Source organism: Ruania alkalisoli (assembly GCF_014960965.1).
Classification (GTDB): Bacteria; Actinomycetota; Actinomycetes; order Actinomycetales; family Beutenbergiaceae; genus Ruania; species Ruania alkalisoli.
Map to the genome: position 1 here is coordinate 2,536,506 of NZ_CP063169.1, position 25,234 is coordinate 2,561,739.

General features: G+C 68.7%; 20 protein-coding genes. 7 read left to right on the forward strand and 13 right to left on the reverse strand.

The window, feature by feature from the left end; genetic code table 11:
• Positions 1–7: 7 nt before the first annotated feature.
• The 4 genes from IM660_RS11245 to ku form a co-directional block, all read right to left on the reverse strand.
• A complete protein-coding gene (locus IM660_RS11245) occupies positions 8–733 on the reverse strand; it encodes a hypothetical protein (RefSeq protein ID WP_193495557.1) in 726 nt (241 codons plus the stop codon).
• Between the two features lie 127 nt (positions 734–860).
• Entirely contained in the window at positions 861–2,681 is a 1,821-nt protein-coding gene (locus IM660_RS11250) for an ABC transporter ATP-binding protein (protein ID WP_193495558.1), read from the reverse strand.
• Positions 2,681–4,570 (reverse strand): ABC transporter ATP-binding protein, encoded by a 1,890-nt coding sequence (locus tag IM660_RS11255; protein ID WP_193499368.1) that lies wholly within the window; start codon positions 4,568–4,570, stop codon positions 2,681–2,683. The genes IM660_RS11250 and IM660_RS11255 overlap by 1 nt, the downstream gene beginning before the upstream one ends.
• A 371-nt stretch (positions 4,571–4,941) precedes the next feature.
• Positions 4,942–5,844, reverse strand: coding sequence for a non-homologous end joining protein Ku (ku, locus tag IM660_RS11260; RefSeq protein WP_193495560.1), 903 nt, complete (start codon positions 5,842–5,844; stop codon positions 4,942–4,944).
• A 107-nt stretch (positions 5,845–5,951) separates the two neighbouring features.
• On the opposite strand from ku, the gene IM660_RS11265 reads away from it, so the two are divergent.
• Entirely contained in the window at positions 5,952–8,534 is a 2,583-nt protein-coding gene (locus IM660_RS11265) for an ATP-dependent DNA ligase (protein ID WP_193495562.1), read from the forward strand.
• 61 nt (positions 8,535–8,595) lie between these two features.
• Here IM660_RS11265 and IM660_RS11270 read toward each other — a convergent pair whose 3' ends face one another.
• The gene (locus tag IM660_RS11270) at positions 8,596–10,149 is read right to left on the reverse strand and encodes an MFS transporter (RefSeq protein WP_193495564.1); all 1,554 of its coding nucleotides are present in this window, start codon (positions 10,147–10,149) and stop codon (positions 8,596–8,598) included.
• A gap of 91 nt (positions 10,150–10,240) precedes the next feature.
• Between IM660_RS11270 and IM660_RS11275 the strand changes: the two genes are divergently transcribed.
• Complete coding sequence (locus tag IM660_RS11275; RefSeq protein WP_159620515.1) at positions 10,241–11,080, forward strand: LysR substrate-binding domain-containing protein; 840 nt, start codon at positions 10,241–10,243, stop codon at positions 11,078–11,080.
• A 37-nt stretch (positions 11,081–11,117) separates the two neighbouring features.
• On the opposite strand, the gene IM660_RS11280 is transcribed toward IM660_RS11275, so the two are convergent.
• Positions 11,118–11,678, reverse strand: a complete 561-nt coding sequence (locus IM660_RS11280) for a hypothetical protein (protein ID WP_193495566.1) — start codon at positions 11,676–11,678, stop codon at positions 11,118–11,120.
• 126 nt (positions 11,679–11,804) lie between these two features.
• Here IM660_RS11280 and IM660_RS11285 point away from each other — a divergent pair, with 126 nt between their 5' ends.
• Positions 11,805–12,293 carry an SRPBCC domain-containing protein gene (locus IM660_RS11285; protein ID WP_193495568.1) on the forward strand — a complete coding sequence of 163 codons (489 nt, stop codon included), beginning with the start codon at positions 11,805–11,807 and terminating at the stop codon, positions 12,291–12,293.
• On the opposite strand, the gene IM660_RS11290 is transcribed toward IM660_RS11285, so the two are convergent.
• The gene (locus tag IM660_RS11290; RefSeq protein WP_425503829.1) at positions 12,275–14,200 is read right to left on the reverse strand and encodes a phosphoenolpyruvate carboxykinase (GTP); all 1,926 of its coding nucleotides are present in this window, start codon (positions 14,198–14,200) and stop codon (positions 12,275–12,277) included. The two genes, IM660_RS11285 and IM660_RS11290, sit on opposite strands and share 19 nt — an antisense overlap.
• A gap of 236 nt (positions 14,201–14,436) precedes the next feature.
• Between IM660_RS11290 and IM660_RS11295 the strand changes: the two genes are divergently transcribed.
• Entirely contained in the window at positions 14,437–15,852 is a 1,416-nt protein-coding gene (locus tag IM660_RS11295; protein WP_246465305.1) for a helix-turn-helix domain-containing protein, read from the forward strand.
• Positions 15,853–16,092: 240 nt separating this feature from the next.
• Positions 16,093–16,971: a DUF559 domain-containing protein gene (locus tag IM660_RS11300; protein WP_193495569.1), complete on the forward strand. Its 879-nt coding sequence runs from the start codon at positions 16,093–16,095 to the stop codon at positions 16,969–16,971.
• A gap of 71 nt (positions 16,972–17,042) precedes the next feature.
• On the opposite strand, the gene IM660_RS11305 is transcribed toward IM660_RS11300, so the two are convergent.
• Both IM660_RS11305 and IM660_RS11310 read right to left on the reverse strand, forming a co-directional pair.
• Positions 17,043–17,450, reverse strand: a complete 408-nt coding sequence (locus IM660_RS11305) for a QcrA and Rieske domain-containing protein (protein WP_193495571.1) — start codon at positions 17,448–17,450, stop codon at positions 17,043–17,045.
• Between the two features lie 64 nt (positions 17,451–17,514).
• A complete protein-coding gene (locus IM660_RS11310) occupies positions 17,515–18,117 on the reverse strand; it encodes a TetR/AcrR family transcriptional regulator (protein WP_193495573.1) in 603 nt (200 codons plus the stop codon).
• Between the two features lie 82 nt (positions 18,118–18,199).
• Between IM660_RS11310 and IM660_RS11315 the strand changes: the two genes are divergently transcribed.
• The gene (locus IM660_RS11315) at positions 18,200–18,886 is read left to right on the forward strand and encodes a DUF899 domain-containing protein (protein WP_193495575.1); all 687 of its coding nucleotides are present in this window, start codon (positions 18,200–18,202) and stop codon (positions 18,884–18,886) included.
• A 192-nt stretch (positions 18,887–19,078) separates the two neighbouring features.
• On the opposite strand, the gene IM660_RS11320 is transcribed toward IM660_RS11315, so the two are convergent.
• From IM660_RS11320 to IM660_RS11335, 4 genes are all read right to left on the reverse strand, one after another.
• Entirely contained in the window at positions 19,079–21,793 is a 2,715-nt protein-coding gene (locus tag IM660_RS11320; protein ID WP_193495577.1) for an FtsX-like permease family protein, read from the reverse strand.
• On the reverse strand, positions 21,793–22,533 hold the full coding sequence (locus IM660_RS11325; RefSeq protein ID WP_193495578.1) for an ABC transporter ATP-binding protein: 741 nt from the start codon (positions 22,531–22,533) through the stop codon (positions 21,793–21,795). The genes IM660_RS11320 and IM660_RS11325 overlap by 1 nt, the downstream gene beginning before the upstream one ends.
• Positions 22,530–23,192, reverse strand: a complete 663-nt coding sequence (locus tag IM660_RS11330) for a PadR family transcriptional regulator (protein WP_193495580.1) — start codon at positions 23,190–23,192, stop codon at positions 22,530–22,532. The genes IM660_RS11325 and IM660_RS11330 overlap by 4 nt, the downstream gene beginning before the upstream one ends.
• 152 nt (positions 23,193–23,344) lie before the next feature.
• Entirely contained in the window at positions 23,345–24,511 is a 1,167-nt protein-coding gene (locus IM660_RS11335; protein WP_193495582.1) for a Gfo/Idh/MocA family protein, read from the reverse strand.
• Positions 24,512–24,650: 139 nt separating this feature from the next.
• Here IM660_RS11335 and IM660_RS11340 point away from each other — a divergent pair, with 139 nt between their 5' ends.
• Positions 24,651–25,217, forward strand: a complete 567-nt coding sequence (locus tag IM660_RS11340; RefSeq protein WP_193495584.1) for a YbjQ family protein — start codon at positions 24,651–24,653, stop codon at positions 25,215–25,217.
• Positions 25,218–25,234: the final 17 nt, after the last annotated feature.

The window sequence follows — 25,234 nt, forward strand, 5'->3', positions numbered from 1 at the left end:
CGTCGCCCTAATGTCCGGCGGCGTTGCCGTCGCCTCGGTTCCGTTCCTTCCCCGGCTCCGGAGTCTCAGAGGTCGCATGTTCGGCGTCGTGGGCCTCACCGACCGTGCGCGTCTCGCGCTCTCGGGCACGCTCGGCGGCTTCCCGTGCCACCTGGGTACGCGCCTCCTCGGCCGCTTCCTCACGCTGGCGCCGGGCGCGATCGGTCTCCTTGCTCTTGGCGACCGTGCCACGCAGCGCGCTGACCTCCTTGCGGGAGCGTCGCCACCGCAGGAGCAGCAGGATGAGCACGGCGGCGACAACTGCCGATCCGAGCGCCCCGGCGTACATGGCGCCGGTGAACGAGGGGGCTCCGATCTGCATGTCCACCTTGGCGTCCAGCGCGGCGGTCGTACTCGCCACGTCGATCGCGATGGTCAGGACGAGCGGCAAGGTCAACAGCAAGGCGACGCCGCCGATGATGAGGCGGGTGCGCCACGGACGATGCCACCGCACAGCGATGACGCCGATCGCGACGGGAACGAGGGTGAAGACGGCACCGCAGAGCAAGCCCACGAGCACACCCGCACTCGCCACTCCCCCGACCCACCCGGTCACGGCGGCCGCCCACCAGCCCGGCAGGAGCGCACTGCCAAGCACGAACAGCACGATCGCGAGCAGAACGGCGCCGCTGACCGTCGTGACGGTGCGGATCCACGCCGGTGGGGCTCCAGAGGCAGGCTTCGCTTCGCTCATGGTCCCATCCTGGCAGCAACTGCGCTTCGCGTCTCAAGGGAGGCCACCGTGGACCGGAATCGCTCGTCGATCTGGCTGTGGGTCGCGCGGACCCACAGCCAGATCGGCGAAGTGGAGCAGCGGTGCTTCAGACCAGGGAGTCCTGCCACGCTTGGTGGAGGGCCGCGAAGCGCCCGGTACCTCCGATGAGGTCCTCGGGTGCACCATCCTCGACCACGCGCCCCTCGCTCATCACCAGTACCCGGTCGGCGATCGCCACTGTCGACAGCCGGTGGGCGATGATGATTGCCGTCCGGTCGGCCAGCAGCGTCTGCAACCCTCGCTGTACGAGTCGCTCACCGGGGATGTCCAGCGAGCTGGTCGCCTCGTCCAGGATGAGGACGGCAGGGTCGGCGAGGAACGCCCGGGCGAACGAGATCAGCTGCCGTTGCCCGGCACTGACCCGGCCACCGCGCTTGTTGACGTCGGTGTCGTACCCCTCGGGCAGCGCGGTGATGAAATCGTGCGCACCGACCGCCCGGGCAGCCGCCTCAATCGCCGCATCGTCGGCGTCGGGGCGCGCCAGGGCGATGTTGTCGCGGACCGTACCCGAGAACAGGTAGGCCTCCTGCGTCACCATCACCACAGCTCGCCGCAGATCCCGCATCGTCACCTCCCGCAGGTCCACGCCGTCGAGCAGCAGGCGGCCGCCGGTGACGTCGTAGAAACGAGACACCAGCTTCGCCACCGTCGACTTGCCGGCTCCGGTCTGCCCCACCAACGCCACCGTCTGCCCGGCCGGGACGTCCAGGTCCAGGTCGGGCAGCACGACGCTGTCTCGCCCGTAGCCGAAACGCACGTGCTCGAAGCGGAGGTGACCGGACGCCGTCGGGAGTGGAACGGGCCGTTCGGCCTGACGTACGGTCGGGACCTCCTCCAGGAGCCCGGAGATCTTCTCCAGGGCTGCCGCAGCGGACTGGAAGGAGTTGTAGAACATCGCCATCTGCCCGACCGGCTGGAAGAACCGCTTCGTGTAGAGCAGGGTCGCGATCAGCACACCCACCTCAAGCTGACCGTCCAGCACCCGGAAGGCGCCGAACGCCATGGCTACCGCCACGGTGACATTGCCCGTGAGCTGCAGCGCCGGATCGTAGATGCCGTTCAGGCCCATCGTGCGCGCGTTGTTGTGCCGGTACTCCTCCGTGAGATCCGCGTAGGTCCGGTTGTTGGCGTCTTCCCGGCGGAAGGCGTGCACCGCCCGGATCCCGGTCATCGTCTCGACGAAATTGACGATCAGCCGGGCCGAGGCCACACGCGAGATCCGGTACAACACCTGAGAACGCTTCTGGAACCAGCGGGTGATCAGCCACACCGGGATCACGGCCACCAGCAGCACCAGACCTGCCTGCCAGTCCAGCAGGAACAGTGAGATGCCCACGAACATCATGTAGAGGAAGCCCGAGGCCAGCGAGGTGATACCCGAGTCGAGCAGTTCCTTGAGCGCGTCCAGGTCAGCGGTCTGCCGGGAGATGATGCGGCCCGAGGTGTAGGACTCGTGGAACTCCAGACTCAGCCGCTGCGTCTGACGGAACACGCGCTGACGCAGGTCCAGCAGGATCGACTGACTCACCCGAGCCGCGAGGCGGATGTACCCGGCGGTGGCCGCACCAGCCACCAGGGCAGTGACGACGTACATCGCGCCCGTCAGTACGGCCGGGCCCCAGGAACCGTCCTGGGCTGCGGGGATCCCGACGTCGATGGCGCGTGCGATCAGGGCCGGACCAGCGGCCTTGGCCGCCTGCGCAGCGACCACCAGGACGACCGTGACGATGAACAGCCGCTTGAGCGGGGAGAGCAGGCTGCCCAGCAGACGCAACGATCGGCGGCGCACGAGGCGGGAGTCGGCCCGATCGAGGTGGCTGTTCTCCTCGTCGGTGACCCCGCGCGGGGTCACCGGAACGGCGCGCATCAGAACCCCACCTCGGCAGAGCGCGTGCTCGGCGGCACCGCCGCGTCCTCGGGACCGGCGCTGGTTGGATCGACGAGGCTGGAGATGACGAACCGGTAATGCTCGTGCGTGGCCAGCAGGTCGGTGTGAGTCCCGACCGCGCTGATACGCCCGTCCTGGAGCACGGCCACTCGGTCGGCGAGGGCCACCGTCGACGGTCGGTGGGCCACCACAAGCGTCGTGGTTCCGGCCAGTTCCTGGCGCAGTTGCGCCGTCACGGCCTCCTCGGTGGCCACATCCAGCGCGGAGAGCGGGTCGTCGAGCACCAGCACGCGGGGCCGGGCCGCCACGGCACGGGCGAGCGCGAGCCGCTGCCGTTGTCCGCCTGAGAGGCTCAGGCCCTCCTCCCCGATGGTGGTGTCCACGCCGCGGGGAAGAGCATGGGCGAACTGGGCCTGCGCCACGGTGAGCGCACGCTGCAGGTCCTCCTCGCCGTCGTGGCCCTGCGGTGCGCCGAGGAGGACATTCTCGCGAACGGTCGCCGAGAACAGCGTGGAGTCCTCGAATGCGATCGAGACGATCTCACGCAGGTGGTGGCGCGAGTAGTCCCGCACGTCGACACCATCGATGCGCACGGCACCGGCGGTGACGTCGAACAGGCGGGGCACGAGCGAGATGAGGGTCGACTTGCCGGAGCCGGTCAGGCCGACGAGTGCCATCGTCTCCCCCGGGCGGATCTCGAGGTCGATCCCGTCGAGGACTTCTGTGCGTGGACGTTCGCGGGGCCGGTCCGGGTCTCGCCAGGCCTGGTCCGGTGTCGGCTCATCCGGGTAGGAGAAGTGGACCCCGTCGAACTGAACCTGCCCGCGCACCTCGTCCGGTCGCCGGGGGTGCTCAGGGTCGGCGACCGTGTTCGGGCTGTCGAGCACCTCGAAGTAGCGGTCGACGGCCGTCTTGGCGTACAGGGTCATCGAGACCAGGTGCCCCAGTTGTTCGACCGGTCCGGCCACCACGACGGCCGTGGCGAAGAACGCGACCAGGTCACCGACGCTGATCTGCCCTTCGATGGCCAGCCACACACCGGCGAGCAGGCACAACCCCAGCATCACCTCCGAGATCGCGGTGATGGCGAAGGTGAAGGCGCCCAGGGTGCGAGCCTTGTTCATCTCGGTTCGGCGCAGCTGGTCGGCCTGCACGGAGAAGTTCTGGTACGCCTCGCGGCCGCGCCCGAACGCCTTGAGGACCCGGATCCCGTGGACCGATTCCTCCACCGTGGTGGCGAGGTCACCGGCCTGGTCCTGGCTGAGCCGGGAGATGCGCCGGAAGCGGGAGGAGAACCGGTAGGAGAACCAGATCACCGGCAGGGCACCGGCCAGGTAGGCAATGCCGAGCCAGCCCCCGCCGTGGACCATCAGCCCGATACCGACGGCGATCGTGGTTGTGTTGACGACGAGCATCACCAGGCCGAAGGACAACCAGCGTCGCAGCATGCCCAGGTCCGACATCGAGCGGGAGAGCAGCTGCCCACCGGGCCACTGGTCATGGAACGCGCTCGGCAGATCCTGCAGGTGGCGGAACAGGGCGAGCCTCATGCTCGCCTCCACCTTGGTTCCCGGGATGAGGATGAAGGCACGGCGGGCGGCGATCAGCCCCGCCTCCAGCATGCCGAGGCCCAGGACCAGGGCGATCGCCTGCCAGATGCCGGTGCGGTCGGAGCTTCCGACGGCACCCATGAGCGGGCCGTCGACGGCCCAGCGCAGGGCCTGCGGGATACCGAGGGCACACAGGCTCGCACCCAACGCGCAGAGCATCCCGGCGACGAAACGCGGGATGGCCGGCCGGAAGAACGGATAGAGCCGGGCGAGCGTCGCCACGACTGCGGTGCTCGGTGGCAGCGCACTCGGCGCCATCGGAGTGGAACCGGGGCGGGCGGAAGACGAGGCGGCTGCCGTGGCGCCTACCGCGGAATCCGCGGTCTCGGTGGCCGTGTGGCCGGCCGAGCGGGAAGGCGAGTCGGTCGAGGTGTCGGTCCTGTTGGTGGATGGGTCGGTGCGTTGCCGGCCGGGATGGTCAGACGGCATGAGCGGAGTGGGCCTCCTCGAGGTCGTCGTCGAGCGCCCGGCATCGGCCGCGTCAGCCTGTACCTGTACCCGTGAGCGCCGGTCCCCCACCTCGGAGAACGCTGTCCATCCTACTCCTGGGTTCAGCCGAGCAGGCGGAGCAACGCCAGGACGGCGACGGTGGGCTCACCACCGCGCCTCAGGCGGGAGGCGCCCCCCCCCTAGGCGCTCTTGGACCGCCGTCGGGATGCGCGCACAGGCTTGCTCGGCTCGCCGGAACCGGAATCCTCGTCAGCCTCGTCGGTCTCTGCGGCACCGTCAGCACTGTCGGCATCGCCTTGCTTCCCACGCGAACCGCGGCTCGCCTCGACACTGCGCCGGAGGGCCTCCATCAGGTCGAGCACCTCACCCGACTCCTCCTCCACGGTCTCCTCAGCCGTGTACCCCTCACCCTTCTCGAGTTTCGCGTCAATGAGCGAGCGGAGCTGGATCTGGTACTCGTCCTCATGTTCGGCGGGTACGAAGTCCTTCTCATAGGCGGCCACCAGCGCCGCCGACATCTCGAGCTCCCTGGCGCTGACCTTCACGTCGCTCTCCAGCGACTCGAACTCGGGGGCCCGGACCTCGTCTGCCCACAGCAGGGTCTGCAGCATCAGCACCTCGCCGCGCACGCGCAGGGCCGCGAGCCGCGTCTTCTGACGCAGTGTGAAGGAGACGATGGCGGTGCGATCGGATTCCTCGAGTGTGCGACGCAGCAGCACGTAGGACTTCGCCGAGTTGGAGCTGGGCGCGAGGTAGTAGGACGAGTCGAGCATGACCGGCTCGACCTGGTCGGAAGGGACGAACTCCAGCACATCGATCTCGCGGCTACGTTCGGCCGGCAGGGTCGCGACGTCCTCGTCGGTGAGAATCACGGTCTGCTCATCATCGACGTACGCCTTGTCGATGTGTTCATACGGCACGATCTCACCGCATTGCTCGCACTTGCGCTGGTAGCGGATGCGTCCGCCGTCAGCGTCGTGAACCTGGTGCAGCTTGACGTCGTGACTCTCAGTGGCGCTGTAGACCGAGACAGGGACGTTGACCAGCCCGAAGGTGACCGACCCCTTCCAGATCGCCCTCATGCTCGCTCCTTCCGTTCCCACACCAGTACACACGCCCCAGCCGCTGCCCGCGAGCCCGGAGTGCCCTCGTGCCACCGTAGGAGACCTCGATGCGTCACGATAGCCCCATGGCCCGCACCGAGACGATCGCCCAGGTCGACGGGCGCCGCCTGCGCCTGACCAACCTCGGCAAGGTCCTCTACCCGGCCACCGGCACCACCAAGGCGGAGGTGATCGGGTACTACTCCGAGATCGCTGCGGTGATGGTCCCGCACTGCGCGGGCCGGCCCGCGACGCGCAAACGGTGGGTCAACGGGGTCGGCACCGCTGCCGACCCCGGTCAGGTGTTCTTCACCAAGAACCTCGACTCGGGGACGCCGGACTGGGTGGCACGGGCGGATCTGGCCCACTCCGATCACACCAATACCTACCCGCTGGTCAACGATCGCGCGACCTTGGTGTGGCTGGCGCAGATGGCCGCACTGGAGATTCACGTGCCCCAGTGGCGCTTCGACTCCACCGGCCGGCCCCGCCATCCGGACCGGATCGTGTTTGACCTCGACCCGGGGCCGGGCGTCTCCCTTCCGGAGGTGGCCGAGGTGGCGCGGTGGATCCGCGATGTGCTCGCCGGTCTGGGATGGGACTGTGTGCCCGTCACCAGCGGCTCGAAGGGTATTCACCTGTATGCCCCGCTGGACGGCGGTCACGATGCCGAGCAGATCCGGGGGCTGGCCCGCGAGCTCGCGGTGAGCCTGGAGGCGGACCATCCGGACGTCGTCACTGCGCAGATGGCGAAGGTGGCCCGGCCGGGCAAGGTGTTCATCGACTGGAGTCAGAACCACCCGAACAAGACCACGGTGGCGCCCTACTCGCTGCGGGGGCGTGAGCACCCGACAGTCGCTGTGCCACGCACCTGGACCGAGCTCGAGGACCCCGGGTTGCGGCAGCTGGAGATGACCCAGGTGCTTGAGCGGGTCGCCGGCCAGACCGGTGACTTCGCTGACCCGATGGCAGCGCTCGAGCGTCGTGCACATGCGATGGGGACAACCGGCACGAGCGACATCGCAGGAGATGCGCTCACCAGTTACCGCGCCATGCGCGACCCGGCCCGTACGCCCGAACCGGTACCCGATGTCTCACCACTGCCCGATGGAGAGCGGGTGTTCGTCATCCAGGAACACCACGCCAGCCGTCTGCACTGGGACCTGCGGCTGGCCGATGATGGCGTGCTGGTCAGCTGGGCGGTTCCGAAGGGGATGCCGACGGACCCGACGCGGCAGCATTTGGCGGTCCAGACCGAGGACCACCCGATGGAGTACCTGACCTTCTCGGGCACGATCCCGCGCGGCGAGTACGGCGCTGGGGAGATGACCATCTGGGACACCGGGACCTACGAGGTGCTCAAGTGGCGCGTGGGCGCTGAGCTGATCGTTGCCCTCACGGGGTTGCCGGACGGTGGACTGGCCTCCAGCACCGGGCAGACGTCGACCTTCGCCCTGATCCACACCGGCTCCCGGGCCGAGACGCCCGAGGAGAAGCGGCACTGGCTCCTGCACCTGATGACCGGCCGGACGCACGCTGGCCGGTCGGAGGATCCGGCCGGGCGCGCCGCTGTACCTCTCGCTGCCGGGATCTCGACGCCGGACACAGGGCCGGACTCAGGGCCGGGCGCTCGGTCGCGCGCTCTGCCCACCCCGGTGCGACGCGCACCGCCTGTAACCACGCGTGCTGGCGACCGGGCGCCGGAGGGCAGACCTCCGGCACCCATGCTCGCCTCCCCGGGCTCCCCTGCCGACGTCGGTCCCGACTGGGCGATGGAGATGAAATGGGATGGGCAGCGATGTATCGCGCGCGTAGCGGGCGGGACCGTGCGGCTGTGGGCTCGCAGCGGCCGGGACATCACTGCCTCCTACCCGGAGCTGGCCGAGCTCGCCGACGCCGTCAAGGGTGATGCCGTGCTGGACGGTGAGGTCGTCGCGCTCACCAAGGACGGCAGGCCGTCCTTCGAACTCCTCCAACCGCGGATGCAGGTCTCCCGGGAGTCGGAGGCACGATCGCTCGCCGCCCGTCGGCCGGTGCACCTGATGCTCTTCGACGTGCTCGAGGTGGCCGGGGTGCCCGTGACCGACGAGCCGTACCGGCGCCGCCGGGAGATCCTCTCCGATCAGGTGCGGCCAAGCACTCGGATTCAGGTACCTCCGGCCTTCGAAGGCGATCTGGACGCGGCGATGAAGGCCAGCCGCACCTGGGGCCTGGAAGGCGTCGTGGCCAAGCGACCCGAGGGGCGGTACCTGCCGGGGCGCCGCTCGAGCGGGTGGGTCAAGCTCAAGCACACCGAGTCCGTGGAGGTGGTCGTGGGCGGATGGCGCCCCGGTCAGGGCGGGCGGGCAGGTTCCGTCGGAGGTCTGCTGCTCGGAGTGCCGACGGCGGAGGGCGGCTGGCGCTATGTGGGCCGGGTGGGCACGGGCTTCAGTGAGAAGGAGACGCGGGCGTGGGTGGAGCGGTTTGCTCCCCTGGAGATCAGTGAGCCACCGTTCGACGACGTCCCCGCACCCGATGCCCGCGGGGCGCACTGGCTGCGCCCGGAGCAGGTGGCCGAGGTGGAGTTCGGCGAGTGGTCGCGTGCCGGGCGGCTGCGCCATCCCCGGTGGCGAGGGTGGCGTTCCGATCTCAGCGTCGCCGATCTGCGTGCCCCCGACGGCGAGCGCTGACGTACTCGGCGTCTGAGCCCGAAACGCCGAGCAACTCAGCGCTCGGCGGGAAGGGAGTGGATCAGGCGACGTGTGCCAGACCCGAGCGTGGCTCGAAGTCCAACCGCACACCCGGCGCGTGCCAGCGTCCGGCGTGCAGATCCGCACGACGCAGCACGGGCCGCAGGTGGCCGCGGCGGGCGAGGATGATTCCCACCACCACAGCACCGAGGAGTGGACCGGCAGCACAGGCGGCCAGTCCCCAGTGGGCGCCGCCAAGCTCGATGACCGCGCCGATGATGAGACCGGAGGCGGCTTGCGCTCCCATGTTGATGAGCACGTACAGAGAGAGCACCCGGCCACGCATTGCCGGGTCAGCATTGGTCTGCACCATCGTGTTGCTGCGGGTGAGGTACAGCAGGCAGGTCATGCCCATCAAGTACAGCACCACGAGGAACAGCCACACACTTCCGACCGCGGCTGCCACCAGCTGCAACAAGCCGAGAACGACCGCACCGAGCACCAAGGTACGGAGGCGCAGCCGCCGCGCACGCCCGGCGAGCATCGCACCCGTGATTGCCCCGAGCGCGAGGGTGGAGGTCAGGAGCCCGTAGCCACTCGCGCCGATCTGAACCACCTCGTCGGCGTAGGCGGCAAGCACAGTCGCCATATTGACCCCGGTGAGCGCCACGAACCCGACGAGAACGCAGGTCCACAGGATCTCGGGCCGGTGCCGCACGTGCTGCAGCCCGGCACGCAACTGCCCCTTCGCACGGGGTACCCGAGGTGCCGGGTACATCTGCGAACGGCGCATCGAGAAGATGAACCAGGCAGCCACGCCGCAGGCGATCGAGTTCGCGATGAACGCCCAGCCATTGCCGACCAGGGCGATCAGGCCGGCAGCGAAGGCCGGACCGATGAGGGCTCCCAGCTGGAACACTGAGGTGTTGAGGCTGATCGCGCGGCGCAGGTGCTCCGGACCGGCGATCTCATGCAGGAATGCTTGACGCGCGGGGTTGTCCACGACGATTGTCATGCCGCCGGCGAACGCGGCCAGCAACACGTGCCACACCTGGACCACGCCGATCACCGTGAGCACACCGAGCACCAGGGTGAACAACCCGAACAGAGACTGGGTGATCGTGAGAATTCGGCGCCGGTCGTACCGGTCGGCCAGCACCCCGCCGAAGAGACCGAAGAGCAGCATCGGGGCGAACTGGAGGGCCACGGTGAGGCCGACCAGGGCGGCTGAGCCGCTGAGCTCGAGCACCAGCCAGTCCTGCACCACGCGGGCCGCCCAACCGCATGTGCTTGTCAGGGCCATGGAACCGACGTAGAAGCGGTAGTTGCGCACCCGCAGGGCAGCGAGCACGGACGACGGCTTGCGACCGGGCCGCACCCGATGCGGCTCGGATTGCCGAGGCGTCTCGGCAGGTTCGCACTGGCGGGTCCGGGCCGTCCGCGGGTCGAGCACGTTGGCGGCGTCGGTGGGGCTGGCGGAGTCGGCGGGTGGGGTGGCTGTCGGGGCTGAGTGAGCCGAGCGCACGGAAAGTTCCTCGAGAACGAAGGGTGTGAGCAGGTCAGGTCTCGCCCAGATCAGGGCGACCAGTTCTACGGTACGGAGAGCCGCCGTCATTAATCCAACGCATACGGCCTATAAGAGCCATTGCGCTGATCAATAGCCGGTCCTATCGTGGTCAGATCGTTGACCAATCGAGAAGGTCCCCTTGTTCGAACCCGCCCAGCTCCGCACGTTCCTCACTCTGAGCGAGACGCTCAGCTTCACCCGCACCGCACAGCGTCTCGGGATCAGCCAACCCACGGTCAGTCAACACGTCGCACGCCTGGAGAAGGCGGCGAACCGGCGACTCGTCCTGCGGGACACCCACGAGGTCTCATTGACCGACAACGGACACGCGATGGCCGGCTTCGCAAGAACCATCCTGGCCGCGCACGATCAGGCGACCGCATACTTCACAGGGTCGGCGATGACCGGGCGACTGCGATTCGGCGCCGCCGACGACCTCGCCCTGACCCAACTGCCCCGCATCCTGCGGGAGTTCCGCCAGCTGCACCCCAAGATCACGATGGAACTCACCGTGGCGCAGTCACTGGTCCTCCACCGGCGGTTGCTGGCCGGGCACCTGGACCTGGTGTTCATCAAGCAGCTCCCCGACGAGACCACAGGACGGCTGGTCCGCCGGGACCGGCTCGCCTGGGTGGGGCTCGAGAGCACCGCCCTCGACGCCGGGGACATCGTGCCCCTGATCACCTACCCGAACCCGAGTCCATCCCGGAACACCGCGACCGGCGTGCTCGAGCGAGCCGGTCGCACCTGGCGGGTCACATGCACCACCCGCGAGATCCACGGGGTGCTCGCGGCAGTGCGGGCGGGGCTGGGCGTGACCGTGATGGCGCAGAGTCTCGTCCCTGCGGACCTGGTGATCATGCCCGCCTCGTCCGGGCTGCCCGAACTCGGGGATATCGATATGACACTGGTGGACAACCCACGCGCTGCACGCGAACCAGTGGAGGCGCTCAGTTCAGCGATCCTCGGCCGCCACTGATCGCTCGCGTCAGCAGGTCGCGACCGCTCAGTGCCGATCAGTCGTCAGTGTCCTTCTCGCGTGCGGCGGCCACGGCCTCTCGCTCGTTGGCCGACTGCACCACGTGATCGATCAGCAACCGGCCCAACACCAGGACGGCGAAGGCCAGCGCCCCGTACAGCACCAGGTCGCTGAGTCCGTAGAGCACGAGCCCGAAACCGCCGTAGCGCAGTTGGGAGAAATCGGCGATCGCCGAGAACATGCCAGTGAATGCGAGCCCGCCGGCGAGCAGGATCACGGCGACGAACGCCGTCTTGGCCGTGGAGCGGATCGTGGAACTCGCGAACGTGGTGTCGAACAGGCCCGGGCCCGAGGCGCGTGCCGTGTACCGCATCGGCGTCCCGGGCGCATCGGGTGTTCCAGGCGCACCGGGCGCACCGGGTCCTGGCTGTGGCTGTCCGTAGGCGGCCTGGGCACCGTCAGCTGGGTACCCGTAGTTGGGCTGAGCCCCTGCTGTTGAATACCCGTAGGCAGGTTGTCCGGGGGCATAGCCACCCTGACCCGCTTGACCGTACCCGTTGACCTGGTGACCGTATCCGTCCGGTGACTGCTGGCTCATCGCCGACCTCCCTCTGTCGTCGGCCCCCACCTTAGTGCGCCCTGCGCCCGGTACTGAGGTGAGCGCCCGCGGTGCGCTCCCGCTGGTGGGTCAGCACGTCCGCTCACGATCGGAGAAGATGGAGGCATGGATGCCACTGGATATCTCCGCGACGACGACGCCGGACTGGAGCTGGTGTTCGAGCGCGCACTGGACGAGCCGATCGATGACGTCTGGTCCTGCTTCGCCACGCCCGAGGGCACCGCCGCCTGGATCGGGACATGGTCAGGCGAGGACGTCACCGAGGGCAGCGTCGTCACATTCACGATGAACGCCGAGGAGAGCGCCGAACCCGAGCAGGTCACCGTCATCGACTGCCAGGCGCCGCACAGGCTGCTGATCGAGCTGGCGAGCGAGGCCGGGACCTGGCGGCTACGCGTCGATCTGCAGGAAGTCGACGGTTGCACCCAGATCGTCTTCGCTCACCTGCTGGAGCAGGGCGAGGAGATCCGCACGATCGGGCCCGGCTGGGACTACTACCTGGACCGTCTGGTCGCGGCCCGCACCGGTGCGCCCGCGCCGGACTGGTCCGACTACTGGCCGGCGCTGGCCGAGCACTACCTCGAACTGGGCTGAGCCGTCTGCGCTGCCAGCGCCGCTCGTAGCCGGGCCAGTTCCTCCCACAGCACCTTCGGCACCGCGGTGCCCATGCTCGTGAAGTAGTCAGCGATCCCGTCTGCCTCGCTCGTCCAGCCCGCTGCGTCGACGCGCAGCACCTCCCGCAGATCGGCCGGGTCGAGCTCGAGCCCGTCGAGGTTCAGCTCCTCCGGCTCAGGTAGGGTCCCGACGGCGCAGGCTCGCCCTGGCACCTGACCCTCACTCTGACGTAGCAACCAGTCGAGCACACGGATGTTCTCAGCGAACCCGGGCCAAAGGAACTGGCCGTCGGGTCCCTTGCGGAACCAGTTCACCGCGGCCACAGCCGGCGGCCGTGTCAGCGAGTCGCCAACCTGCAGCCAGTGAGCCCAGTAGTCGGCCATGTGGTAACCGCAGAAGGGAAGCATCGCGAAGGGGTCCCGTCGCAGCTCACCGACGGTGCCCTCTGCGGCGGCGGTGCGCTCCGAGGCGATGGTCGCGCCGTAGAACACCCCTTGATGCCAGTCCCGCGCGAGTGCGGCCAGGGGGACGTTGCTGGCGCGCCGACCCCCGAAGAGGATCAGGTCCACCGGCACTCCGTCGCCGTCTTCCCAGTCGGAGTCGATGAGCGGGCACTGCTCGGCTGCGACGGTGAAGCGGGCGTTGGGGTGGGCGGCCGTGCGGCCGGTCTCGGCGGCGATCTCCGGGGTCCACTCCTGTCCCTGCCAGTCGGTCAGGTGCGCCGGCGGCGAGTCGGTGAGTCCTTCCCACCAGACGTCGCCGTCGTCGGTGAGTGCGACGTTCGTGAAGATGACGTTCTGCGTCAGGGTGCGCACCGCCGTCGGGTTGGTCGACTCCCCGGTGCCGGGGGCGACGCCGAAGAACCCTGCCTCGGGGTTGATCGCCCACAGCCGCCCGTCCGTGCCGGGCCGCATCCAGACGATGTCGTCACCGAACGTGGAAACCGTCCACTCGGGCAGTACCGATCGCAACATCGCAAGGTTGGTCTTGCCGCAGGCGGAGGGGAACGCGGCGGCCACGTGGTAGCGGCGGCCATCGGTGTGGGTGAGGCGGATCAGCAGCATGTGCTCGGCGAGCCAGCCTTCGTCGCGGGCGATAGCCGAGGCGATGCGCAGCGCGTAGCACTTCTTTCCCAGGAGCGCGTTCCCGCCGTAGCCAGAACCGAAGGACCAGATCTCCCGGCCCTCGGGGAAGTGGGTGATGTACTTGGTCTCACTGCACGGCCAGGGCACGTCCTGGACCCGCGTGCCACCGGAGGTGACCAGCGGCATCCCGACCGAGTGCACGGCAGGCACCCAGCGGGCTCCCGCGGCGATCTCCCTCATCGCGGGTGCCCCTATCCGGGTCATGATGCGCATGCTCGCGACGACGTAGGGCGAGTCGGTGATCTCGATCCCCACCTGGGAGAGGCGACCACCGACGGGACCCATCGAGAAGGGAACCACGTAGAGCGTGCGCCCGCGCATGCATCCGGTGAATACCTCATGCAGGGTGTTGCGCATCTGGGTCGGCTCGGCCCAGTTGTTCGTGGGTCCGGCGTCCTCCTCACGTGCCGAGCAGATGAAGGTGGCCGACTCCGCACGGGCAACATCCCGCGGATCGGAGCGGGCGAGGAAACTGTCCGGGCGCAGATCCGGATTCAGCGGGACGAGTGTTCCAGCATCGATCATCTGGCCGATCAGGCGGGCGTGCTCAGCGTCGGAACCGTTACACCAGACCACCGCATCGGGCTGTGTCAGCGCCGCGATATCGGCCACGAACTGTTCGGCCGCACCGAGCCCGCGGGGCATGGACTCCCCCGCCTCTCGTCGCGGTGTCGGGAGCGCGGACTCGCCGACGGGACGGAGTGCGTGGGGAGACGGTCGGGCGTCCAGGGTGCTGGTCATGCTGTTCCTCTCATATCCGCTCGTTCGCGCCTGTATGGCTACTGTGTCGCGAGAATCGGCCAAAAGGTCGCATTCGGGCGATGCAACTTTCGCTGTTCTTGCACTATCGTCAAGTCATGGCAGTTCGACGCAGTTCTTCCCAGGGCGAGGGCCGGGCGGCGATGCCTGGGCGAGCGAGGTCGCCGGAGGCACAGGGTCGTGATGACCGTTCCAGCGATGCCGGGCTCGACCCGCTGATGCTCGGCAAACGCATCCGCCATGCCCGCACCAGCGCCGGGCTCACCCTGGCTGAGCTCGCAGAGCGCTCCGGGTCAACCCCGAGCCAGCTCTCCCACATCGAGAACGGGCGCCGGGAGCCACGGCTGACGTTGCTCACCGCGATCGCGACGGTGCTTGACGTGCCCACCTCCGATCTCCTCGATCCCGGTCCGCCGCCGGACCGCCGCGCCGAGCTGGAGATCGCTCTCGAGCATGCCCAGGCGGGATCCCTCTTCGCGCGTCTGGGGCTGCCGCACGTGCGAGCAAGCAAGTCGTTGTCACTGCCGGTGCTCGAACAGCTCGTGGGCCTGCACCAGGAGATCGCGCGCCGGGAGGCCCAGGCGATCGCCACCCCAGAAGAGGCCCGCAGAGCCCACACCGAGTTGCGTGAGTGGATGCGCGGGCGCGACAACTACCTGCCCGAGATCGAGGAGATCGGCGAGCAGACGGTGCGGGCGGCTGGGTACACGGTGGGTGCCCTGACGCACTCGACGGTGGCCCAGATGGCGCGCACCCTCGGCTTCGAGATCGTGCACACGCCCGACCTGCCGCACTCCACGCGGACGGTCACCGACCTCGAGAACGGTCGGATCTATCTACCGCCGGCGTCGATCCCGGGCGGTCACGGGCTCCGGTCACTCGCGCTGCAGGCAATCGCGCACCGGGTCCTTGGGCACACCCAGCCGGTGAGCTACGCAGACTTCCTGCGGCAGCGCCTGGAGATCACCTACTTCGCCGCGACCTGCCTGATTCCGCGTTCGGCGGCGCTGGAGCATCTGGAGCCGCGCAAACGCGGCAAGGACATCGCGATCGAGGACTTCCGGGATGCGTTCGGGGTCACGCACGAGGCGGCGGCCATGCGATTCACGAACCTGGGCACCTCGCATCTGCAGATCCCGGTGCACTTTCTCCGGGTCGGCGAGGACGGCACCCTCGTGAAGGGGTACGAGAACGACGGCGTGGGACTTCCCGCGGATGTGACGGGTGCCATCGAGGGACAGTATGTGTGCCGGCACTGGGCGGCGCGCGCGGCCTTCGAACGGCGCATCCGGACCACCGAGTTCCACCAGTACACCGACACCCCGAACGGGACCTTCTGGTGCTCAACCCAGACCGGGAGCACCGAGTCCGGGGAGTTCTCCATCACCGTCGGCGTGCCGTTCGCTGAGGCCAAGTGGTTCCGGGGGCGCGAGACCCGCCGTCGGGCCGCCTCGACCTGCCCGGACGAGGCCTGTTGCCGGCGCCCGGACGCCGCGCTCACCGATCGCTGGAAGGAGGCCTCCTGGCCGAGCGCGGTCGCTCACTCCCAGGTATTCGCTCCGCTACCGGCTGGCCGGTTCCCCGGCGTGGATGACGCCGAGGTCTACGCGTTTCTGGAGGCCAACGCCCCCTAGCGAAATCAATCGTCGATTTGGCTACAGCCCCACCCGCCCGGCCGAAATCCCACGTCGATCTGGCTACTCCTCCCCGCCCCTGCCGGAATCAAACGTCGAACTGGCTACTCCGGGAGCAACCAATTCGACGTTCAATTCCGGCAGAGGGGAGTCTCCACAGGCCACGCGCAATGTCGTCGTGTCCACAACCCGGTCGCACTCGCGATACACGTCTCCTGGCCGAGGAGGCATCGTCGCAGGGTGGACTTCGACCCCCGGCGCGCCTTCCCGGACACGCTCGGCACCTTCACGCCACCGATGGCGGCAGCGGCCGGAGTGAGTCGCGCGGTGCTTCGGTACAAACTCGCCACGGAGGAATGGGTTCGACTGTGCGGCAGTTCCATCGTTCGATGCGAGGATCGGGATTCAGTGCTGCACCGCGCGATCGGGGCCGTGCTCACCTGGCCACAGGCGATCCTCTGCCTGCGCACCGCGGCACTCCTGCACGGCCTACCCGTGACAGACGACGGCGTCGCCCATGTACTCATGCCGGACACACGCAAACCGCGACTCAACCTCAGACCAAGCACCTATCGTCACGGTCGCCAAGCGATCCGGCTGCATGGAGTACCCACCACCGACCTTCACACGACGATCGTCGACTGCCTGGCTCGCCTACCTGAGGACGAAGCATGGAGCCTGCTCGCCTGGGTCCGAACCCGCGAGCTGATCGGACCTGACGACCTCAGCGAACGGATCCTGCATCGATTCGGCATGACAGGGGTGGTCCGGCTGCGGGAATTGGCGGAAGGTGCGGCGACAGGAGCGCTGAGCGTGGGTGAGCAGCGGCTGCATGAGGTGCTCCACGATGCCGGGATCACCGGGTGGCTGGCCGATGTCCCGATCCGGTTCGAGGGACGGATCCTCGCACGCGCGGACGTTCTCTTTCCTGACGCGCGGCTGGTGGTGGAGTTCGACGGCGAGCAGTACCACACGTCCGCCGGAGATGAGGAGCGCGATCGCCTGCTCCGCCGGGCGGGGTACCGGGTGCTACACCTCACGTGGGAGGAGGTCACCGTCTTTCCCTGGAAGGTGGTTGCCGAGATCCGAGCTGCGCTGGCTGAGCGCCTGGCGTCCTGAGAGCAACCAATTCGACGTGTGATTCCGGTGGAGGGCGGGCGAGTTGTAGCCAGATCGACGTGTGATTTCGGTCAGGCGGTGACGACGTTGCCGTTCTCGATCGTGACGGCAACCTCGAGCAGCGGGTCCTCGGCGGGCCCATCGGTCGCCTCACCTGTGCTCTGGTCGAAGCGCGAACCGTGGCACGGGCAGTAAAGCTCACCGTCCTCGGGACGCACCGAACAGCCTTGATGGGTGCAGATCGCGGAGAACGCGTGCACCTGATCCTCCGCGGAGCGTACGACCATGATCTCCGCGCCATCCGCCGTCGTGACCGCTTTCGCCTCCCCCACGGCGACCTCGGTAAGCGATATCAACATCGTTCCGGCGCCCACCTCTCCGGGATCCGGTGCCGGCTGGGAGCAGGCCCCCAACGTCAGCGCAGCGACCCCGGATCCGGTAGCCATGAGGACCTGACGGCGGTTCACGCAGCAGCTCATGGGCCCGACAGTACCCGAGCGCCGCCCATGCCGGCTGGGAGCATCGCCGGTGCCGAAGGGAGCATCAGCTGCGGGCGCTGACTCCCTCGATCGCGGCCCGTACCGTCTGATCTGCCAGGTCGCGCAACTCGAGGTCCGAGCGACCACGCAACGGTCCCGCAATGGCGAGTTGGGCGAACCCGTGCACGGCCGCCCAGCAGGGCCATTCGGCCCCGAGGCGCGTCTGCGGGGTGAGGAGCCGGGCCTCGACCATCCCGTCGAGCGCCTCGGTGAGCAGAGCGAACGGGGGTGGCACCCGGGAAGGCGACCGGTCGCCGTCGCCAGGTTCGGTGAAGAACGCGGCGAACCAGCCCGGTTCGGCAAGCGCGAACTCGATGTAGCCCATCCCGACCGCGTAGAGCCGGTCCCAGGCGCGCCCCTCCTGCTCAGGCCATTGCCGCAGGATCGCCTCAGCCATGCGGTCGTGCACGGCGGACGAGACCGCTGCGAGCAGAGCGTTCCGGCTACCGAAGTGCCGGTAGGCGGCACTCGGCGTCACGCCGACCGCGCGTGTCGCTTCCCGCAGCGAGAGAGCCTCCGGCCCTCCGGTGCGGACCAGGGTGAGTCCGGCCTCCAGCAGCTCGGCGCGGAGGTTGCCGTGGTGATACGTCGCCACGTCCGCCGCCATCTCTTGCCTCCCCTCGCCCGCATGTCTACAGTGTCAACATAGCCGATGTTCACGATGTTCACATCTGAGGGAGCTGAGAGTGATGACCACGCACACCCGCCCGCCGATAGCGTCCTCGGACGAATGGCGCGCAGCACTCGCTGATCTGCGTGCGCGAGAGAAGGCGGCCACCCGCGAGCTCGATGCGATCGCGGCGCAGCGGAGGCGACTGCCGATGGTGAAGTTGCCCGAGTACACGCTGGACAGCGCCGACGGACCAGTCCGACTCGCTGACATCTTCGATGGAAAGTCCCAGCTGATCACCTATCACCACATGTGGAACCCGGGTGCCGAGTGGCAGTGCCCCGGCTGCACGGGGTTCACCTCACAATTCACCCGCCTGGAGTTCCTGGAGAGCTACGACGCGCGGTTCGTCATCGTCACCCAGGGCCCGATCGGGGAGGCGCTCACCTACGCCGAGAAGGTCGGCAACCGGATGACCTGGTATTCCACCGCCCAGAGCGACTTCGGCGCGGACATGGACGCTCCCTCCGGTGGCGGTTTCGCCGTCAACGTCTTCCTGCGCGACGGCGAGGACGTCTATCGCACCTGGCACACCAACGGGCGCGGCACTGAGCAGCTCACGCACACCTTCCCGCTCATCGATCTACTCCCCTACGGACGGCAGGAGGAGTGGCAGGACTCCCCTGCCGGCTGGCCCCAGCGCCCCACCTACTCCGGCTGGCCCGGGTCGAAGGAGATCGCCGCAGCGTACGGGCTCCAGGGCTGATCTACCTCGGCGGCCGCCTCGACCAAGGCAAGTCGTCCTGGGCGATCGTCGACGGCGGAGCGTGCGTTGCCCCGTTCTGTCGCCCCGATCACGGAAGTGGCGACATAACGCGGCAACGCGTCGTGAGACCCGGTAGGTCGGAGGACGGTCGCCGTGGGCGCGCGGGCCCTCCTCCACACGCGCCCACGGCAGTCAGGAGGCCGCGCGGCGGATGGCCGGCAGCCGGGATCGGGTGAACAGCCAGCCGCCGATGATCGCGAGGGCGGGCAGCGCAACGAGGAGCAACACGAGGTACTCCCACGGGACGACCGTCTCCCAATAGGTGCCTGTGTAGACGTCTCCTTGCTGCCACGTGGTGAAGACGAACCCGAGCGCAACGCCCGAGACCACGCCGACGACTGTGCCGATCCCCGCGATCACGCCCGCCTGTGCGGCTGTCATCCGGCGACGCACCCGCGGACTGGCACCCACCGCCGCGAGGGTTGCCAGATCGGGCCGCGAGTCCGCCAGTGCCAGTCCCACGCTCAGTGCAGTGGCCGCGATCGCTACCACCACCGCGGCTGCCACGAGCAGCAGGAGCGTGGAACTCACATCTGGTCCGGACTGGTTCCCTTCCACAGCAAAGGTGACCCCCTCACCCATCTCGCTGAGCTGACGGTTCAGCCGATCGATGTCTCCTTGGCTGATCTCGGCCCCTGTGACGAGCGCGCCCACGACCTCCACGGAGACCGAGGGGCCCTCCGCCTCACCGTCGGGACCAGGCGCTTCGACGGCGATCTCCACGAACTGATCAGCCACGTCGGGTGGGATCACCAGGGCGAACTCCGCCTTTCCCCAGTTGACCACGTGCGCCGGTACCGCGACCTCAGCACCGAACGTATCGGCGGCCTGGTCCATGAGCTGAAGACGAGCCTGGCCGTCCGCCCAGATGTCGTCCGGGCTGCTGACCAGGACTTCGCCCGCCGCCAGCGCCGCTGCTGCGGCGTCGGCACCTTCGAGGCCCATCAGCGATACGAGGCTGCCGTCATCGACCAGGACCCCGTCGGGCAAGCTGATGCCGGTGTACATGCTGGGGTCCGAACGACACCGATCGTCGTCGGCGCCTGGCCAGACCTCCTGCCCGCCGGGACACGCGACGTCAGGATTCTCGATCGCCATGAGCCGGACAGATGTCTCCTGGGTGACGTCGCGGCGCAACTTCCGAACCGGGGTGACGGCGGCGTCCGGCAGCAATTCCGTCACGGCACCAGTTGCCTGGTCGAACTGCTCGGCACGGTCGCCCCCGGTGGTGTCACCGTGCAGACCGAGCACCCCGGTACCGTCTGCAGCCACCGGTCGCCACATTTGCCTCTCTGCCTCGGCACTGCTGGCCGTCCACACCAGCCCGGCGCTGGCCGCAGCCACGGCAACGAGGACCGCGGCCACGGCCGGCGCGGTGCGACTGCGGTTGCGGTGGGCATCCCGCAGGGCGAACCTGCCTGCGATGCCGAACCGCGGTGCGATCCTCGCCCCCACCCCCACGAGTGTTCCGGAGGCGACGATCAGCCCGATCTCGAACGTCACCACTCCCACCACAAGCAGGATCGTCCAGGACGTGATGGCACCGATGACCGCCGCCCCCATCCCGGCTGCTGCCAGCCCGAGCCAGATCCACCCTCTCCTCCGACGAGTCGGCGGAAACGCGCGACGGCCCGCCAGCACGGTCACCACATCGGCCCGGGACGCGGCACGCGCCGGGAGCCACGCCGCCGCAAGTCCGAGAAGCACCGCGATCACGCCGATCACCATCGGCTCCAGGACCGGAACCACCACGTTGGGAACCGGCTCGCCCGAGCGCTCCAGGATCTCGTACGCCGCGAGTGCGCAGCCTGTGCCGACCGCCACACCGACCACCGCGGCGAGCACGCCCGCCACGACGCCGCCGGCGAGCACGATCCGGCGCAGATCACGCGGCTGGCCACCGGACGCTGCAATCAGAGCGAGCGTCCGAGCGCTGCGCTTGGCACCGACGGCGAACGCTGGTCCCACCAGCAGGACGACTTCCAGCAGACCGAGTGCGACGACCGCCAGCACTGCGCCTCCCACCCGCATCGCGTTGTCCGCGGGAGGCTGGAATTGCCCACCGTAGACGTCCTCCGGCGGCGGTGGGTCGGTGAGGACTGCGCGGCTGATCGCCGTCACTCCGATCTCGTTCAGAGCCACGACATCAGCCCAGGTCACGGGTGCGTCGCCGGTGACGAACCAGGTTCGCGACCCGTATCCGTCCGGCAAGGTCCCCGGTCCGACCACAACCCGAGGGCCGCGGTCTCCGATGCCCACCACCTCAACGTCGACCACGGACCCTTCGTAGGTCACCAATTCAATCGCATCACCGAGCGAAGCCGACAGCCGCTCAGCCACACCGGGACCGAGCAGAATCTCAGCCCGACCGGGCATGGCATCCCCGTCCACGTCTCCAACTAGCCCCGGCACTTGAGCAGCGTCCACCTCGACAGTTCCGACGCTGTCGACCAATACCTCGTCCGTGCGGAGGCCGGTGGCCGCCAGGAAGCCGACCACGACGCCGTCGCCGTCGGGGAGGGCAGCGACCAGCTCTGCTTCCGTGAGCTCACCGAGATCAGGGCCGTCGGGGAAGCACACGCCGCCGCCGTTGATTTGCTGCTCGGTCGGTGCGCGAGCTCCGCGACAGGCCACCTCCAACTGCGCCTGGGCCTGTGTCCCCATGGCCGCCGTGATCTGCGTCTCGGCCGTCGGCCGGCTGGACTTGAGTGCACCGATCGCGAACGTCCCCGCCGCTACGGGCAGCATCATCAGCAACACCACGAGCACCGTGCGCCCCTTGTTCCGCCAGGCATCCCGACGCGCGATACGCAGCGCGGCCCGCCACCGCGCGACCCACGCCCCCATCAGGCGCCCCGGTGGCGGCCGGACTCGGCGAGCAACTGCTCGGGTTCGTCCGGTTCGGTGGCGTCGACGATCACACCATCGCGCAGGAACACGGTGCGATCCGCCCAGGCGGCGAACCGCGGCTCGTGCGTGACCAGCAGCCCCGCGGCGCCGGCGTCCACACGCGCGCGCAGCACCGTCATCACCGCCTCACCCGTGGTCGAGTCCAGCGCTCCGGTCGGTTCGTCGGCCAGCACGAGCCTCCGTGGACCCACGAGCGCGCGGGCGATCGCCACCCGCTGCTGCTGCCCGCCGGACATCTCGTCCGGGAAGCGGTTGGCGAGCGGGCGCAGGTCCACCTGGTCAAGCGCTGCGAGCGCCTCGCGTCGTGCCTTACGGGCCCGGACGCCGTCGAGCTCACGCGGGAGGGAGACGTTTTCGGCCGCGGTGAGGGCGGGGATGAGGTTGAAGTCCTGGAACACGTACCCAATCCGCCGACGGCGCAGGCTCGCCCTGCCTTTGGCGTCCAGTTCCGAGATCACATCCCCCGCCAGGCGCACCGTCCCAGTGGTCGGGGTGTCAAGTCCGCCGGCCAGATGGAGCAGCGTGGACTTCCCGGATCCGGAGGGCCCCATGACGGCGACGAGTTCGCCCATCCGCACGGTCAGGTCCACCCCGTCGAGGGCCCGCACCTCTTGAGCACCTTCGCCATGGATGCGGGTGACGGCGTCGAGCTGGAGCACGACCGGCCCGGCGCTCATCGCGTGCTCCGTTCGCCAAGCGTGGGGCTGGGACTCGCGGCGCTCCTGGCACTCCCCCGCCCGCTCATAGACCCGGCAGAGCCGGCAGTGCCCGCAGTGCCCGCCGTCGGGCTCACGCTGGTCTGGAACGCGGAGGCACGCTCGGCCCTGGCCTCGATGTGGTCCAGCCACCGCAGTTCGGCCTCGGCGGCGAAGATGTGGTTGTCGAGCACGAGCGACCAGGCGAGTTCGTCAACCCTGCCGTCGGTGGTGGCGTCCGCCTTGAGCCGGGTGAGGTCGCGCAGTGATCGCATCGTCTCGGTGCGTTGGCGCTGCACGACGTCCCGCACGCGCACTCCCGGCGTGGTGACCGCGAGCGCGACCTTGATCACCAACTCGTCCCGCTCGGGTGTTCCGCGGCGAACCGGGGTGAGCCACCATCCCTCGGCCGCATCCCGGCCCGCCGCGGAGAGTACGAACCGTTCGATGGCCCCGTCCCCATCGGCATCGTCGGTCCGCTCGACCAACCCGTCCCGTTCGAGCCGCTGCAGCGTGGTGTACACCTGCCCGATGTTCAGCGGCCACGTGCCGCCGGTGCGGCCTTCGAACTCCTTGCGCAGTTGCGCCACGCCCATCGGCTCCACGCTCAGGAGCGCGAGCAACCCTTGCTTGACGGACATTCATCCCCCTCGGTCGGTTACCGAGTAACCTACCACTTACCGGGTAACCGGTGAGGAAGAGTGAGCGCAACCTCCATCGGCACCCGGATCGACACGGATCCGTCGGTGTGCGGCACGATGCCGCCTCAGCCCACGAGTACGTGTCGTGAAGGTCAGCTACGCTCGGGGAACTTGCCCTCGTCCCGGATCCGGGCGTTCAGCTCGGCCAGGTACTCCGACTCGTCGAAGTCCAGCGGCACCTCACGACCTAACCACGCCGAGAGGTGGATCGCGTTGGCCAGCCGGACTCCATTCATGCCGTCCGAACCTGGCGCGAGGAGAGGTTCGCCGTCGAGAATGTGCGCGGCGAAGTTGCGGATCACTTCAGCGTGCTGCGATCCCCAGGCCGAGTCGAAGGTGATCGTCTCGGTCTGCTGCTTCTCGTCCAGGCGCAACTGTCCCTTGAACATCTTGCGCACGTTGTCGCCGCTCACGCTCTCGCTGATGGCACGCTCGTCCTCGCTCAGCCGGGTGACCGTGGCGGTGGCCGAACCGTCGACGACGATCTTGCCCTTGTCGCCGAGGATCTCGAACCGGTCGGTGCCGATGAGGTCGTGGGTGGCGGTGATGAACACCCCGGTAGCGCCGTCGCCATAGTCGACGACAGCTGTCACCTCATCCTCGACGGCGATGTCCCGGCGGAACCCGAAGGCCGCCTTCGCGAACACCGACTGCGGCACTCCGCAGATCCACTGCCACAGGTCGAGTTGGTGCGGGGCCTGGTTCACCAGCACCCCACCACCCTCGCCACCCCAGGTGGCCCGCCATGCACTCTGGTCGTAATAGCCCTGGGGTCGCCACCAGGTGGTGATGATCCAGTTCGACCGGCGGATCTTGCCGATCTCGCCGGCATCGACGATCTCCTTGATGCGCCGGTACAGCGGGTTGGTGCGCTGGTTGAACATGATCGCGAAGGTCTGCTCCGGCTTGGTGGCGGCGAACTCGTTCAGCTCACGTACCTGGGCCGTGTAGACCCCGGCCGGCTTCTCCACCAGCACGTGCAGGCCCGCATCCAGCGCCGCGATCGCGACCTCGGGGTGCAGGTAGTGCGGGATGGTCGTGATGACGGCATCGACCGCGCCGCTGCTCAGCACGCTCGGGTAGTCCTCGAAGAGCGCGACCCCCGTGTGCGCCTCCTCGGCAGCCGCGCGCCTGCCGGCGTCATGGTCGGCGACGGCACCGAGCGATGCTCCCGTGATCTCCCCCGCCGCCAGCATCCGGGCGTACACCGACCCCTGTGCGCCGTATCCGATGATTCCGATCCGGACTTCGCCCGTCACCTGATCTCCCTTGTTCGACTGCTTCGCAGCCTAGGATCCCCCGACGGCGTCCGGTCACCTGTTGCCGCTGGTTGCCGTGGCCGAGGGCCGGGTGGCGTTGCCCTCGTGCGCAGGTGGGTGCAGGTGCCAGGATGGCGTCATGATCGTTGTGACCACGAACGAGATCCCCGGGTACCGGATCGACGCTGTCATGGGCGAGGTGATGGGGCTGACCGTGCGGGCAGCCAACATCGGGCAGAACTTCGTCGCCAGCTTCCGCTCCATCGGCGGTGGAGAGGTGACCGAGTACACCCAGCTCGTCTACGAGTCGCGCCAGGAGGTGATGAACCGGATGGTCTCCGAGGCACAGCGGCGCGGTGCGAACGCCGTGATCGGGATGCGTTTCGACACCGGCGATATCGCGCAGTCGTTCTCGGAGGTGTGCGCCTACGGCACGGCCGTGTACGCCCTGCCGATCGGCGAGGACGAGGAGGGGCACACGAAGCAGTCGGCGCAGATCGCTGCCCGAGGCGGAGTCGAGTCAGCCCCCACGGGGCAGGGCCCTTCGGTTTCGACGCCGCCGCCGGCCGCCGGATACGGAGCGCAGGCGCCTGTCGCACCCGCACCCACCTACGGCCAGCAGCCGCCGGGCCAGCAGAGCCCACCCGCGTACGGCCAGCAGCCGCCGCCTCCGCCATCACCGTACGGACAGAACCCCTACCAGTAGGCGTCGGCCGGCAAAGC

Bases quoted from the DNA above. Each gene is read 5' to 3' on its own strand.
- IM660_RS11245 (WP_193495557.1), bottom strand. From the start codon at position 733: ATGAGCGAAGCGAAGCCTGCCTCTGGAGCCCCACCGGCGTGGATCCGC.
- IM660_RS11250 (WP_193495558.1), bottom strand. From the start codon at position 2,681: ATGCGCGCCGTTCCGGTGACCCCGCGCGGGGTCACCGACGAGGAGAAC.
- IM660_RS11255 (WP_193499368.1), bottom strand. From the start codon at position 4,570: ATGGCGCCGAGTGCGCTGCCACCGAGCACCGCAGTCGTGGCGACGCTC.
- ku (WP_193495560.1), bottom strand. From the start codon at position 5,844: ATGAGGGCGATCTGGAAGGGGTCGGTCACCTTCGGGCTGGTCAACGTC.
- IM660_RS11265 (WP_193495562.1), top strand. From the start codon at position 5,952: ATGGCCCGCACCGAGACGATCGCCCAGGTCGACGGGCGCCGCCTGCGC.
- IM660_RS11270 (WP_193495564.1), bottom strand. From the start codon at position 10,149: ATGACGGCGGCTCTCCGTACCGTAGAACTGGTCGCCCTGATCTGGGCG.
- IM660_RS11280 (WP_193495566.1), bottom strand. From the start codon at position 11,678: ATGAGCCAGCAGTCACCGGACGGATACGGTCACCAGGTCAACGGGTAC.
- IM660_RS11285 (WP_193495568.1), top strand. From the start codon at position 11,805: ATGGATGCCACTGGATATCTCCGCGACGACGACGCCGGACTGGAGCTG.
- IM660_RS11290 (WP_425503829.1), bottom strand. From the start codon at position 14,200: ATGACCAGCACCCTGGACGCCCGACCGTCTCCCCACGCACTCCGTCCC.
- IM660_RS11295 (WP_246465305.1), top strand. From the start codon at position 14,437: ATGCTCGGCAAACGCATCCGCCATGCCCGCACCAGCGCCGGGCTCACC.
- IM660_RS11305 (WP_193495571.1), bottom strand. From the start codon at position 17,450: ATGAGCTGCTGCGTGAACCGCCGTCAGGTCCTCATGGCTACCGGATCC.
- IM660_RS11310 (WP_193495573.1), bottom strand. From the start codon at position 18,117: ATGGCGGCGGACGTGGCGACGTATCACCACGGCAACCTCCGCGCCGAG.
- IM660_RS11315 (WP_193495575.1), top strand. From the start codon at position 18,200: ATGACCACGCACACCCGCCCGCCGATAGCGTCCTCGGACGAATGGCGC.
- IM660_RS11320 (WP_193495577.1), bottom strand. From the start codon at position 21,793: ATGGGGGCGTGGGTCGCGCGGTGGCGGGCCGCGCTGCGTATCGCGCGT.
- IM660_RS11325 (WP_193495578.1), bottom strand. From the start codon at position 22,533: ATGAGCGCCGGGCCGGTCGTGCTCCAGCTCGACGCCGTCACCCGCATC.
- IM660_RS11330 (WP_193495580.1), bottom strand. From the start codon at position 23,192: ATGTCCGTCAAGCAAGGGTTGCTCGCGCTCCTGAGCGTGGAGCCGATG.
- IM660_RS11340 (WP_193495584.1), top strand. From the start codon at position 24,651: ATGATCGTTGTGACCACGAACGAGATCCCCGGGTACCGGATCGACGCT.